This window comes from Nitrosopumilus ureiphilus, from assembly GCF_013407185.1.
GTDB lineage: Archaea > Thermoproteota > Nitrososphaeria > Nitrososphaerales > Nitrosopumilaceae > Nitrosopumilus > Nitrosopumilus ureiphilus.
On the sequence record NZ_CP026995.1, the window covers coordinates 1,713,074 to 1,725,678 of the forward strand.

General features: G+C 32.8%; 17 protein-coding genes. 7 read left to right on the plus strand and 10 right to left on the minus strand.

Features of this window, described 5'->3' with window-relative positions; translation table 11 throughout:
* Positions 1-262 precede the first annotated feature (262 nt).
* On the plus strand, positions 263-490 hold the full coding sequence (locus C5F50_RS10135) for a hypothetical protein (RefSeq protein ID WP_179371223.1): 228 nt from the start codon (positions 263-265) through the stop codon (positions 488-490).
* Positions 491-693: 203 nt separating this feature from the next.
* Here the strand turns inward: C5F50_RS10135 and C5F50_RS13310 are convergent, their stop codons facing one another.
* The 7 genes from C5F50_RS13310 to C5F50_RS10160 all read right to left on the minus strand — a co-directional run bounded on the left by C5F50_RS13310 (position 694) and on the right by C5F50_RS10160 (position 3,678).
* Positions 694-822 (minus strand): hypothetical protein, encoded by a 129-nt coding sequence (locus tag C5F50_RS13310; RefSeq protein ID WP_280924452.1) that lies wholly within the window; start codon positions 820-822, stop codon positions 694-696.
* A gap of 1 nt (position 823) precedes the next feature.
* Complete coding sequence (locus C5F50_RS10140; protein WP_179371224.1) at positions 824-1,204, minus strand: hypothetical protein; 381 nt, start codon at positions 1,202-1,204, stop codon at positions 824-826.
* Positions 1,205-1,495: 291 nt separating this feature from the next.
* The gene (locus C5F50_RS10145; protein WP_179371225.1) at positions 1,496-1,651 is read right to left on the minus strand and encodes a hypothetical protein; all 156 of its coding nucleotides are present in this window, start codon (positions 1,649-1,651) and stop codon (positions 1,496-1,498) included.
* Between the two features lie 20 nt (positions 1,652-1,671).
* On the minus strand, positions 1,672-1,872 hold the full coding sequence (locus C5F50_RS10150) for a hypothetical protein (RefSeq protein WP_179371226.1): 201 nt from the start codon (positions 1,870-1,872) through the stop codon (positions 1,672-1,674).
* 260 nt (positions 1,873-2,132) lie between these two features.
* Positions 2,133-2,306 (minus strand): rhodanese-like domain-containing protein, encoded by a 174-nt coding sequence (locus C5F50_RS13105; protein ID WP_246282034.1) that lies wholly within the window; start codon positions 2,304-2,306, stop codon positions 2,133-2,135.
* A 132-nt stretch (positions 2,307-2,438) separates the two neighbouring features.
* Complete coding sequence (locus C5F50_RS13110; RefSeq protein WP_246282035.1) at positions 2,439-2,672, minus strand: rhodanese-like domain-containing protein; 234 nt, start codon at positions 2,670-2,672, stop codon at positions 2,439-2,441.
* Between the two features lie 46 nt (positions 2,673-2,718).
* Positions 2,719-3,678 carry a zinc metalloprotease HtpX gene (locus C5F50_RS10160; RefSeq protein ID WP_179371227.1) on the minus strand — a complete coding sequence of 320 codons (960 nt, stop codon included), beginning with the start codon at positions 3,676-3,678 and terminating at the stop codon, positions 2,719-2,721.
* 190 nt (positions 3,679-3,868) lie between these two features.
* Between C5F50_RS10160 and C5F50_RS10165 the strand changes: the two genes are divergently transcribed.
* Complete coding sequence (locus C5F50_RS10165) at positions 3,869-4,243, plus strand: hypothetical protein (protein WP_179371228.1); 375 nt, start codon at positions 3,869-3,871, stop codon at positions 4,241-4,243.
* A 28-nt stretch (positions 4,244-4,271) separates the two neighbouring features.
* On the opposite strand, the gene C5F50_RS10170 is transcribed toward C5F50_RS10165, so the two are convergent.
* A complete protein-coding gene (locus C5F50_RS10170; RefSeq protein WP_179371229.1) occupies positions 4,272-5,690 on the minus strand; it encodes an SLC13 family permease in 1,419 nt (472 codons plus the stop codon).
* A 59-nt stretch (positions 5,691-5,749) separates the two neighbouring features.
* Here C5F50_RS10170 and C5F50_RS10175 point away from each other — a divergent pair, with 59 nt between their 5' ends.
* Positions 5,750-6,190, plus strand: coding sequence for a universal stress protein (locus tag C5F50_RS10175; RefSeq protein ID WP_179371230.1), 441 nt, complete (start codon positions 5,750-5,752; stop codon positions 6,188-6,190).
* A gap of 183 nt (positions 6,191-6,373) precedes the next feature.
* Positions 6,374-6,805, plus strand: a complete 432-nt coding sequence (locus C5F50_RS10180) for a universal stress protein (RefSeq protein ID WP_179371231.1) — start codon at positions 6,374-6,376, stop codon at positions 6,803-6,805.
* A gap of 2 nt (positions 6,806-6,807) precedes the next feature.
* Here C5F50_RS10180 and C5F50_RS10185 read toward each other — a convergent pair whose 3' ends face one another.
* The gene (locus C5F50_RS10185; protein WP_218843330.1) at positions 6,808-9,540 is read right to left on the minus strand and encodes a cation-transporting P-type ATPase; all 2,733 of its coding nucleotides are present in this window, start codon (positions 9,538-9,540) and stop codon (positions 6,808-6,810) included.
* A 100-nt stretch (positions 9,541-9,640) separates the two neighbouring features.
* Here C5F50_RS10185 and C5F50_RS10190 point away from each other — a divergent pair, with 100 nt between their 5' ends.
* From C5F50_RS10190 to C5F50_RS10200, 3 genes are all read left to right on the plus strand, one after another.
* Positions 9,641-10,954, plus strand: a complete 1,314-nt coding sequence (locus C5F50_RS10190) for an alpha/beta fold hydrolase (protein ID WP_179371232.1) — start codon at positions 9,641-9,643, stop codon at positions 10,952-10,954.
* A gap of 39 nt (positions 10,955-10,993) precedes the next feature.
* Entirely contained in the window at positions 10,994-11,488 is a 495-nt protein-coding gene (locus C5F50_RS10195) for a P-loop nucleotide/nucleoside kinase family protein (protein ID WP_179371233.1), read from the plus strand.
* 134 nt (positions 11,489-11,622) lie between these two features.
* On the plus strand, positions 11,623-11,955 hold the full coding sequence (locus tag C5F50_RS10200; RefSeq protein ID WP_179371234.1) for a hypothetical protein: 333 nt from the start codon (positions 11,623-11,625) through the stop codon (positions 11,953-11,955).
* 68 nt (positions 11,956-12,023) lie between these two features.
* Here C5F50_RS10200 and C5F50_RS10205 read toward each other — a convergent pair whose 3' ends face one another.
* Complete coding sequence (locus C5F50_RS10205; protein ID WP_179371235.1) at positions 12,024-12,221, minus strand: dodecin family protein; 198 nt, start codon at positions 12,219-12,221, stop codon at positions 12,024-12,026.
* Between the last annotated feature and the right edge of the window lie 384 nt (positions 12,222-12,605).

The window sequence follows — 12,605 nt, forward strand, 5'->3', positions numbered from 1 at the left end:
AATCTCTGTTTTAGAGTAGATTTTGAAATGAATCCAGAGATGCTTGAACCATTTATAGGAATTATTTTAGTTCTGTCAAAGGGATTTACGATTTTAGTTTGACACCCTTACCATATTTTGATTCAAGTCACTTCCAAGTAGAATTGTAAAAATCGAATTTTCTTTATAAACAAAATGGGCCGGCATCTAACTAGTTTCACAAAACTCGCCCCCGGCACACATAACTTAGTTTACTCCCCCTCCCCGACCTACTGTATAGTCATTGAATACTAGGCACGAATCAAGACATAGAATTGACATTCACAATTACAGATCAAGGATGAAGCAAATCAATGACCAGATTCAAAGAGAACTATCATCTGAGAATAGATTTGATTACATTTCAAATCAAAATTTGGAAAATCTTACTACAGTATCAAATTCATTTTTACAGCAAGTAAGAGAAGATATCAAAGAAAAAATTCAGAGAACCATATTGCAATTCATATAATACAGATTTCCATTCTTCATTCTATCCTGATACTTTTTTGGATGCCTACATTAAAGGACTACTAGTTGAGTCTGAATATGCCTAAAACTATCAAATGGGCATCACATCTTTAGTTTGATACCGCAATGGAGTTCAACACAAAGAGATAACTCACTATATCATAGGATGAAAATGACGCAGATAAGAGTAAAATCATTAAAAAGTTATTTTTCCTTAATCTCTTTTTTTAATTTTTCCAATGATTCTAAATATTCTTTTTTCATCAGGTTCTCAGGCTTTGTCTTGTTGTTCTTGTTTTTTTGAGGTGCTTTTTTCTTTTTTGGCTCAGTCATATTACTTCAAATGTCCTGATAGTATCGTTTGAATTCTTTGAATAATGTCATTTGGGTTACCTGAGTTATCCAAGGTAACTACAAGAAGCATTTCATTGCCAAATGGAAAGAGAACTCTCATCAAGTTATCATATACCTGTAGTGTATAATTTGCATTACCAATTTTTTCTGAAATTGTATTTCTAAAATTCCATGAGTCAAGTGTATGTTTTAGAGCAATTTTATTTTCCTTTTCAGTCAGTAAATCCGTCACTCCGTCCATTTTTCGTTTATAGACTTCATTTCCCTTTAAATCATAAATCATCACATATCGTATATTTCCAGACACATTCATGATACTGTTTAGGAATTTTTCTTGATTCACCAGTTTTAGTTGTTCCATAAGAGCACATCATGTTAATGTGATAATTAAAGGAATTAAGAGTTGATTCCATTGTGCTTGAAATCAAATGATTCATACCTTAATAATTTGAAAGTGGCATACTATCTAAGTGAATTCGTGATAAGACAGCTACACGCTCCCTTAAAAGTGTAGGTCTGCCTTCATTGAATTCACTCTGTTGGATGTAGAAAAATTTAACAAAATTTTTGAAGATATTTCAATGAACACACAAAAAACCAAAATTAATAAAAACAGCTGAATTCTTTTTCTAAGGATAATCTCATAATAACACTAATCATCCAAAAGCACTAGTGCAGTATACAATATTTTTTCTTGAAAAACAGTTGTTGTCAATTTAATATCCACAACATTTCTCCGCTCTATTATCTCATTAACAAGCTTGTCTAGCTGAGCCAACTCTTCAGTTTGAACTGTTTCTATTTGCATTGATTACACCTTAACGTAAATTATTTACTCGTTTTTAATACCAATTGTTGTAATGCGTTGTTTCTAAATGGACTCAAGGCATAGAGAATCTTATCTCCTTCAGGCATTGGATCTGCACACTGACCACATTGTGGAAGAATTACTTCTGCATCATAATCAATCTCACCAATAGATTTTCCACAGTTTTTACAGGAAATGGTCTTTGTATCATAGATATTCATTTTTTCACCTTATGTAATGTTACATGGAATAGATAATTAAGAATGAAGGAAAATGATTTCATTCTAGATAAAATCAATTGATCTAGATCTAATAAGCAAGATTGCACACACTCTCCTTGGAGGTCAAAATCCAATACACAAAAATGAAAACAGGTAAGAAAAATAGGTTTCACAGATAAACCAATTATTAATCACGTTTGATTATCACCTGTTTTCTAAAGATTCCATCGGAGGTGAATAAAAAATGACAGCATATGAAATCATAAAAGATATTGACGAGGCAATACCCCATGACAGATAGTTACAACTTCTTTGCCTTTAGGTATTTTTTCAATGGTCTTCAAATCAAAAAGTTCATGCAACAGAATGTTTACGCTTCCAGGAATTCTATATTCTGAAAACTCATCAATGTTTCTTACATCTAATAGAAACACATCTTGAAATTTGAGTCAGTTCATCAGGCAAAATTGTTTTTCCTGTATGAGAATGTGAGATTTTTCCACCCCATTAAGAAAACCCCCCTTCTAAATAATTAGCATCAAGACCAAATGAAGTCATCACCTCAGCTATTTTTTTGCAATATTTTCAGATTCAGAAATAAGTACAATATTGATATTTTTTGGAATTTTTGGCATGATCTGTTCTTTGGCATGGGTGTCACATACTGCATGAACAGAGCCATCTACATGAAATTTTTTAAAAATATCCTTTGATCTAAGATCAAATAAAAGCATAGCCTTTTTTTGAGATAATTTTTCTTTTAGATGTTCAGAGGATATTTCCAGGTTTGTTTGTCCCACATCTAAATTCCAGCACCATTGTAAATAAAATATGAAACCATAATTCTCAAATTTGATTTGAAGAAGAATCTTTTTCCATTTGATATAATTTATCAATTCTTTTGTAGGTTAAAGGATGTGTTCTAAAAATCTCACCAAACTTACCAAAACTACTATTTCGTTCCCAATCCATGGCTTTTTTCACTTCATCTTCTGAAATATGTTGATCCTTGTAATATGAAGAAAATTTTGTAACTTCGTAACTTGATGAAATAGGGTCAACTGCATAAAATGAACGTAATGTGGAATTTTTTGCTTCTTGTTTTTGTAAACTTAATCCGTAGGTGATCTTTGCTAACGCATTTGCAAGTATTGATGGTTTTACTTGTCTTCCTGCAAAATTATCTGCATAAAATTCTCTAAGACGTGAAAAGTACAGAATCAAAAGATTTGTTATAAAATACACTGCAAATGCTCCAAGTCCAATTAACACCACAGCCCCTCCTTGATTTCTTGATCTTCCTCCAAACATAGTGGATAACGCAATAAAATATGCAATAGTTGGAATCACTGAGATAATCGTCATCACAACCATATCGTTATGTTTTATGTGGCCAATCTCATGTGCGATTACTCCTCTAACTTCATCTTTTGTCAATGTGTTTAACAATCCTCGAGTTAGAGTTAGTGTTGCAGATTTACTTGTCCTACCAAATACAAATGCATTGGGCATACTGGTATTAGCTATTGTTATTTTTGGAATCTTTACTTTATTTTTTATGCAAATTTCATGAGTTGTTTCTTCAATCCAAGGAAATTCATCTTTGTTTAATGGACTCATGTTTGTACTCCATCGGACTATTGATGGTCCAATTGCCCACTGGAACAAACCTAAACCTATTGCTAAACCTACCGTAACAAAAATTCCCAGATCAAAATAAAAACTCAAACCAGCAAGTAATGCAAAAAGTAAACCAAAAACTAAGACCATTGTAAGACCCATTGATGCTACAAGTCCTTTGTTCATACCAATTCATCAATTCTTGTTGAGATATAATTGTTCGAAAAAAAGTTAATTTGTTAGGAATCAAATCTGAAAGAACTTAAAAAAAGGGATTATCCTATTTGCCAGCAGCAACGTCAATTATTTAATCATAGTATTTTCATATGTGAGAATTTCTATTTAGTTTAATTATCTACAGGACTAACCTAGAATCATGAGTATTGAAGGATTGTACATGCTAAATCTTCCAGAATATACTGAAGAAAAAATTCATGAAGCCCTTAAAAAATTATACATAGATAGAAAAAATGAATTTCGAGAATTATCACAGGCATTTCTAGGAAAAAAGAAACTAAATGAAATGGAAAACTGGAAGGAATTTGTTTTGAATTTTTGTTTAGATGTGGGGGATTCTTTTAAAACATGGACTGGTCAAAAGCCTCCATCTGCAACTTCTCCACAAAAAGCTCTAACAATTCTAAGACAAATCGGGGATGGAAAGACATCAATGAATCAATTAACACATATGTTAAACATCGCATATAATCTATCATCTGAATTCAAAGAGATCTATAGACGTCTGAAATAATGTTTTTTTAGAAACATCACTATGTTTCTCAAATCAGGATTTTTGTTGAAACAAGTATTGTAAATGCTGAAATTAATCCTATTGCCATCATGTTGAGAACAATGCCATGTTTTACCATTGCTTTGATTGAAATTTGAGCTTTTTCATAAATTAGTGCATTTGGTGGAGTTCCCATAGGCAATAGAAATGCAAAGGATGTTGCAACTGTAATTGCAACCAAAATAGGTAATGGTGCCCAGCCATAAAGGGATGCCATTGTGCCCACTATGGGAATAAAAATTGCTGCTGTCGCAGTATTTGATTTGACATTTGTTAGAAACATAATCATTGCAACTAGAATAATCACCACTAATTCAAATGGATAATCACTAACAAATCCAAAAGACTGAGCAATCCAATTTGCAAGACCTGAATCAACAAATGCTAAAGATAGGGCAAACCCACCTCCCAACAAAAACAATAACCCATAAGGAAGTCTTTCAATCCCCGCCCAATTCATTAAACTTTCAGAACGTGTTTTAGGCAATACAAATAATGAAATTCCACCTAAAATAGCAATCACTGAATTTGTAATGTACGAGTTTTCAGATTGCCACAAAGGAGATGTAAACATCAAAACTAACACCCCGATTAATACTACTAGTACTGTTTTTTGTTCACTAGTCATGTTTCCCATTTGAGATTTTTCAAGAATCAATGTGTTTTTGATTTCTGTGTTGACTTCGATGGAATTTTTTCCAACTTTACTTGACATATACAAACCACATAAAACCAGCATAGATATTGATAAAGGCACTCCGATCATTGACCATTCAACAAACGTTACTTTGTGTGTAAACATTTCCATTACAGTTGCAGCATATAGTAGATTTGGTGGGGCTCCAATCAAAGTTGCCACACTTCCAATTGATGATGAATATGCGATTGAAAGCATGAATGTTACTTTGAATTTTGTATTGTTTATAGAATTTGATTTTGAGAGTGAAGATAACACTACAAATGCAACAGGTAATAAAATTAAAACTACTGTTGTACTCATTACAACTGTAGATAACAAAGCAGTGGTAATCATAAAGCCCCAAATAATTCTCTTTGGAGAATACCCGAAAATAGATATCAACTCAAATGCGATTTTTTTATGTAGCCCCGATTTTTCAATAGCTAATGCTATCATAAACATCCCCAAAAGTAAAACAATAATTGGATGCATGTATTCTGATGCAACGTCCTTTACAGGCAGAATTTCTAGTGCAGGTATCAGACCTAATGGAAGTAATGCAGTAGCATACACCGGTATAGCTTCTGTAATCCACCAAGTAATCATCCATGCAGAAATTGCAAATACAGCTTTTGCAGGTACTGTCATGTCTTCAGGTGTCGGCATTAACAGAATCAGGAAAAATAATGCAGGACCTAACGCCATACCAAATAATCGTATATTAAACATTGATGGTATGTACGATTTTTTCAATATATGTTAATATTTGAAAACAGTACGTACATGGTATGATAAGTAATATTTTGGTTCCTTACGATTTTACAAATTTTGGAGATTTAGCATTCGAAAAAGCAATGGAGATTGCCAAAAAATTTGATTCGAAACTTACCCTATTGACTGTAATTGGAAGTGATATTGATACATCTGGAATGTCTTGGGGCCGTGCTCAAGAGATACATGATGAATCTGAGAATAAAGCAAGAGAGGATTTGAATAAAATAAAAAAGTCCCATGTGGTGGAAAATGTCCCAATTTCAATTGAAATAGTTCACAATCCTTCTAATTCAGATGGCATTCTATCTTTTGCAGAGAATAACAACACAGATTTGATTGTAATGGGATCTCATGGCAGATCAGGTTTTAAAAAAATGGTGCTTGGGAGTGTAGCGTCTCAAGTAATAACAAAAGCTAGTTGCCCTGTATTGATAGTCAAACCTGCAAAATTATAAAATCAATTTTTCTGAAAAAATATAAAATACACTTATGACTTATTCTAACCTTTTTTTAGATTATGCATAATGTGAATTCTCCATCGTTACAACATCTTGCTTGTATTATGATTTAATTTTATAGTTAATCTCAATATTGAAATTTGTGTTTATGTTATTATTCTACAAAAGATATTGATTACTGTGCTTCAAAATCGATTCAAGAAAATTCTGGTTGGAATTGATGGATCTGTAAATTCTATACGTGGATTAAATCAGGCCATATCTCTTGCAAGACAATCTCAAGGAGTGATCACTGGAATACACGTATTACCAGAGTTTCCACCATCTTATGAAATAAACCTCAAAACATACAGAGCACAAATAAATAAGGTTGGAAAAAAATTTATGGATACTGCCAAGATCAGTGCAGCTCGTCACGGGATAGAGTTTAATGAAAAAATTGCTTCATCAAAAAATACAGTAGATACTATCGTGGGGTTTGCCAATAAAAACAAATTTGATATTGTGATAATTGGATCAAGAGGACTAGGATCTCCTAAAATAAATTATGTTGGTAGTGTCGCACACGGAATAGTAAATAATTCAAAAGTACCTGTTTTGATAGTAAAATAATTTCAATTATGATCTTTTGAAAATATTTTCAATTTGACCAATGTGAATTTTTTAATTTCAATGATAATTAAAACAAGAAAAGATACACAGATAATTTTCAGCCATGATTCTATGCCGATAGGATGACTGTGAAAAACTTCATTCATTGTTGGAGAATATGTAAAAAATATTTGAAGTAAAAGCATTATTGCAATTCCAATAAAGATAAATTTATTTGTGAAAAAGCCTATTTTAAAAATAGATTTTGTAAGTGATCTACAATTAAGCAAATAAAATATTTCAATCATGATAATTGTATTTACTGCAACAGTTCTTGACTCGTCAATTGAATACCCGTCATTAAGATGCCAGTCAAACAAACCATATACTGAAAGAAGAATACTTGCACTTACAATAGATATTTGAATAATCATATCCAATGTAAGGATTGGAGTGTTGGGTTTTCTTGGAGGTCGTTTCATAATGTCCATTTCTTTTGGTTCAAAGATCAGCATCATTCCTAATGCTAGAGCAGTAGTCATGTTTATCCAAAGAATTTGAACTGGTAGTATGGGCAGAATAATTCCTGTAAAAATAGATGCTAAAATTACTAAACCTTCTCCAAAGTTTGTAGGAAGAGTCCAAGTGATGAACTTGATCAGCGTATCTAAGATTCTCCTTCCTTCTTCCACTGCTGACTTGATAGATGCGAAATTATCATCAGTTAAAATCACATCTGCTGCCTCCTTTGCAACTTCTGTTCCAGTAATTCCCATTGCGATTCCAACATCTGCCTGCTTTAAGGCAGGTGCATCATTTACTCCATCACCAGTCATTGCAACAATGTCTCCTCTTGATTGCAGTGCCTTTACTAGGGAAAATTTTTGTTCAGGAAGTACCCTTGCAAACACATCAGTCTTGTTTGCAACTTCTACCAAATCTCTCTCCGAGCATTCTTGCAATTCTTTGCCGGTGATAGCAATAATTTCCGTCTTGTTTTTTGATGTACGGTTTAGGCCAATTTGCATGCCTATACTTACTGCAGTTTTTAGATTATCTCCAGTTATCATTTTGACACGTATTCCGGCATTCTGGCATTCCTTTATGGCTTCAATCACTTCAGGTCTAGGAGGATCCAGCATTGCTTGAAATCCTAAAAAAACAAGTTCACTATTCATATCAGAAACTTGAACACTATGATTTTCCCTAGGAATCTTTTTTTTGGCAAATGCCAAAACTCTTAGACCCTTTGATGCCAGACTGTCTGATATTTCTTGTAATTTTGTAATATTGGTTTCTGTCAAGTGTTCAGTTTCTGCATTATCATTTAGTTGGTATGAAGACATTGCAAGAATCTTTTCAACAGAACCTTTTACATAGATTAGTTTATCACCTGCATCATCATGTAATGTAGCCATAAACTGGAGATGGGATTCAAATGGAATTGCATCTATCCTGTTTAATGATTCTCTTAGAGTTTGTTTTAGATTTGCTTTGTAGGCCGATGTAATTAATGCCACTTCAGTTGGATCCCCTTTAGCATCCCAACGATTCTCTTTTTGAATTAAATCCGAATCATTACATAACAATCCTGCAATGAGACATTGTCTTAATGATTTATGTTCATTAAGATTAACGTTGGTTTGATTGTGTTTAATTTGGCCTATTGGTTGAAAGCCAGTACCTGACACATCATAAAACTTTCCACCAGCATAAATCCCTGAAACAGTCATCTGATTTTCTGTGATAGTTCCTGTTTTATCTGAGCATATTATGGTGGTACTTCCAAGTGTTTCTACTGCAGGAAGTTTTCTAATAATTGAGTTTCTCTTTGCCATGTATCCTACTCCTATAGCAAGTGTAATGGTCATCGCGGCGGGTAATCCTTCAGGAATCACAGATACAGAAAGGGCAACTATTTCCATGAATAGTTCAGTTGGTGATCTTTGTGTAACTAAAATTCCAAAAACAAAAGTCAACACAGACAAACCAAGTATTACAAAAAGTAGATTTTTGCTAAAATATGAGATTCTCCTAGTTAGTGGTGTTTCAAGCTCCTCTGCCTTGCGCATAGTTTGTGATATTTTTCCAGTCTCAGTCTCATTGCCAGTTAGTACAACTATACCAACACCATATCCGTTGGTGACCAAAGTTCCACCAAAAGCCATGTTCTTTCGTTCTGCTAACATTGAACTTGATGAAAAAATTCCTGTCTGTTTCTTGACTGCGACTGACTCTCCTGTTAGCACAGACTCATCAATTTTCAGATCCTTTGTATGTAATAGACGCATATCAGCCGGGATTTTGTCTCCTGAACGCAACTGAACTACATCTCCTAGGACAATTTCATGTGAGAACAATCTGGTCTTTTCGCCGTTTCTTACAACAACATTTTCACTTTTTACGATTCGCGCAAGAGCCTGAATTGCCTTGTTTGCTTTGTGTTCCTGAATAAACCCAATAATTGCATTGGCTATGACTACACCAAATATCACTCCAGTATCAACCCATTCCTGCAACATTGCAGTTATAGAACCAGCTATTACCAAAATCAAAACTAGTGGTTGTTTGAATTGCAAAAGAAATGAAATAATGGAACTTTTTTCTTTTTTTACAGATATGGTGTTTTCTCCAAACTTTTGCAGTCTACTGCTAGCCTCAGTTGAGCTTAAGCCCTTTTCAGGAATAACTTCCAACATTGCTGTAACCTGTTCTGAGGTTAAGGAATGCCATGCTGTTTTTGATGTTCCTTGCAATTTGATATTCTGTAAGAATTGGATTTATTAGATTATTAAATGAAAGTCAAACGTAATAATGAGAAATAACATTATATGACAATTCAGGACAACATAAGAATTGAAAGATTCAAAAAGAGATTCCAATGCGTTTACTCTTTACAATGATTTTTTGCTAAAATCATTTGACTTTCAAATGCAGTATGGTAAGACACTTTTTCATTCTTGGTCCAAAGCTTTAGAATCTGTTTCCAAGTTAGATGATCCAACTGGCAAAAAGATTCAAGATGAAATTAGAAGTTCTTTTGATACTGAGATAAGAAGCAGTTTGAAAAAACCTGATTTTTCAAAAACCCTATCAAATTTTATTAATTCATACACCGAATTTGCATCATCTATACATCATGACAAATTGTTTAGGCAACTTGAAAGCACAATCAACAATTATGATACTTTGATAGAGCCTATTCGAGATGCTGTTAATCGAACACAATCGGAGGTAATTCCAATGAAGGGAAAATTTGAGGTTCATCACTATAAGACAAATTCACCACAAAAATTCAAAACACCAATTTTGGTTGTAGGTTCTCTGATTAACAGACATTACATTTTGGATCTACTTCCAGAAACAAGCATAATTAGATATTTTCAGCAATTGGGATTTGATGTGTATGCCACAGACTGGAAGATGCCTACAATCAAGGATGAAAACATGTCACTTGCAAGCTATGCCCATGACTATCTTGAAAATGCAGTGGATAGAGTAGAAGAAATTACAGGTTCTAGAAATGTGATTCTGTTTGGGTATTGTTGGGGCGGAATATTGTCTTTGATTTATTCTACATTATATCCTGATAATGTAAAGAGTCTGATTTTACACGCAACTCCTGCAGATTTTGATAAATCACCAACAGTACTTGAATCATGGATAAGAGAACTAGATGTAAAAAAGTTTGTAAATACGTTTGGAAATGTGCCTTCATCATTTCTAAATATCGCATTTTGGCTGCGTAATCCTTTAGAAGCTGTTTTAAAATATTCATTTTATTTTAGCCAGCCAAGAAGCTCAAAGGAAATTATGCAGTTTTTAGCAGTAGAATCTTGGCTTTATGACAGTGTACCAATTATTGGAAAAGCATTTGAGCAGATCATAAATGACATCTACAAAAAAAATCTACTAATTCAAAATAAGATGATGCTTGGAGAAAATCTTGTTGATTTAAAAAAAATCACCATGCCCGTACTGAACATAGTTGGAACTAACGATGATCTGGTTTCAGCAGAGTCAAGCAGAACAATTACAGATGTAATTTCTAGCAAAGACAAACAAACTTTAGAATTTCCAACAGGACATGTCGGATTATGTATTAGTAAGACAGCTCACAAAAAGCTGTGGCCTGAAGTTGGTAGATGGCTCAAAGAGCATTCAGATTGACCTGTTCGTTTTTTATATGCACATCTATGATTGACTATAATGATTGTGGTTGTTTGTGGATTGCCTGGAACTGGCAAAACCACTATTGCAAAAAAACTAGCTCCAATAATTAATGCCATTGTTTTATCTACAGATAAAATTAGAAAGGAGTTAATTCCTAATCCAACTTATCAAAAAGAAGAAAGAGCATTAATTTTTGATGTAATGATTTTGCTTGCAAAATATCTCCACTCAGCTGATAAAAATTGCATTTTAGATGCAACTTTTAACAAAGAATATTCTAGAAATCAAGTAAAAAATGATCTTAAAGTTTCTGAAGACCAATTTTTTGTAGTAGAATGTATTTGTCCTGAAAAAATAATATTATCTAGACTTGAAAATAGAAAAGATGATTATTCTGATGCAGATATTTTTGTGTATCGACAAATGAAAAAAATCTATGAACCTATAACATCCAAGCATATTACCATTGATACATCTCTAGATTCAGATTATAATGTTAAACTAATTTACAAATTCATTACTGGGAAATAATGTAATTCTTTAGAGAAACATATTTTACAATTGTCAATTATCTTTCAACCAATTCAAGAAAAGCCAATTCAGTATAAATTGAGACAAGAAGCTGTATTACAGTAGAGTCTGCAATTGCAACAAGACAAAAGCATTTGAGAACACTACTTACACTATCAAGACTGTTAAACAAAAACTGGGAAGAGACAACAAAAGATGACATTGATGAATTGATTTTCAAAGTAATGGATCAGTTTGCAGATGAGAACGGTCAGGAAACACACTATTCTTATGATCACAAAAAGATTCTCAAGATTTTCTTTAGATGGTACAAGTTAGATTCAAGAGAATTCATACAGGTATGTGATCCTCCAGAGATAAAAAATGTTAGAGTGAAAAAAATCAAAGATGAATTGAATTCGGATCAAGAAATTCTGGATTCGACAAAAAATAGCATAAAGGCAATTAGAGACATTCAACACAACTAATCTTCAAAACTTGAGAAGAATGTTTTTGCAATATTTCAAACATGAAAAATAAAAAAATAGGTTTATTGCTATTCAATAACAAAAGCAATTTTTACATTTGTGCGATATTCTGAAATCTTTCCATTTTCTACTTTTGCCTTGAAACCAAGTACATCTACTGCATGAATGTTTTTCAGACTCTCACCGGCTTTGTTAATGGCTGATTCTACGGAATCTTCCCAACTTTTGGACGATGTTCCAATAAGTTCTATCAATTTTACTACCAATTTATCACCTCCATTTTCTCAAAACAAGTTAGAATCAAGTTCAATAAAGAAAAGGATGTAAAATCTCATTGTTGGTAATTGATAATAATTTGTAAACAATTCTAACATAATTGTGAAATTTTCAATGTTTGATCCTAGTATCAGACATGAGAATTTTGATCATATGTTTATATCATTTTCACGTAAACTATTTTGGATAATAGCCAACTAGAAAGAAAATGATTTGAGCAATCAGATCAGTGTTTGATCTTTGGGTCATTCTATGTCTGGAAGACTGTTATCTGTTCCTCAAAATATTTGTCTTTACATATGTACAAAATTATTTTCAATAATTGCATTATTGATTCTAGGAATCAGGATCATCATTTTATAGATCATATGATA

What these genes read in the sequence shown, in the direction of transcription:
- C5F50_RS13310 (WP_280924452.1), bottom strand. Translation starts at nt 822, where the DNA reads ATGACTGAGCCAAAAAAGAAAAAAGCACCTCAAAAAAACAAGAACAAC.
- C5F50_RS10140 (WP_179371224.1), bottom strand. Translation starts at nt 1,204, where the DNA reads ATGGAACAACTAAAACTGGTGAATCAAGAAAAATTCCTAAACAGTATC.
- C5F50_RS10145 (WP_179371225.1), bottom strand. Translation starts at nt 1,651, where the DNA reads ATGCAAATAGAAACAGTTCAAACTGAAGAGTTGGCTCAGCTAGACAAG.
- C5F50_RS10150 (WP_179371226.1), bottom strand. Translation starts at nt 1,872, where the DNA reads ATGAATATCTATGATACAAAGACCATTTCCTGTAAAAACTGTGGAAAA.
- C5F50_RS10160 (WP_179371227.1), bottom strand. Translation starts at nt 3,678, where the DNA reads ATGAACAAAGGACTTGTAGCATCAATGGGTCTTACAATGGTCTTAGTT.
- C5F50_RS10165 (WP_179371228.1), top strand. Translation starts at nt 3,869, where the DNA reads ATGAGTATTGAAGGATTGTACATGCTAAATCTTCCAGAATATACTGAA.
- C5F50_RS10170 (WP_179371229.1), bottom strand. Translation starts at nt 5,690, where the DNA reads ATGTTTAATATACGATTATTTGGTATGGCGTTAGGTCCTGCATTATTT.
- C5F50_RS10175 (WP_179371230.1), top strand. Translation starts at nt 5,750, where the DNA reads ATGATAAGTAATATTTTGGTTCCTTACGATTTTACAAATTTTGGAGAT.
- C5F50_RS10195 (WP_179371233.1), top strand. Translation starts at nt 10,994, where the DNA reads ATGATTGTGGTTGTTTGTGGATTGCCTGGAACTGGCAAAACCACTATT.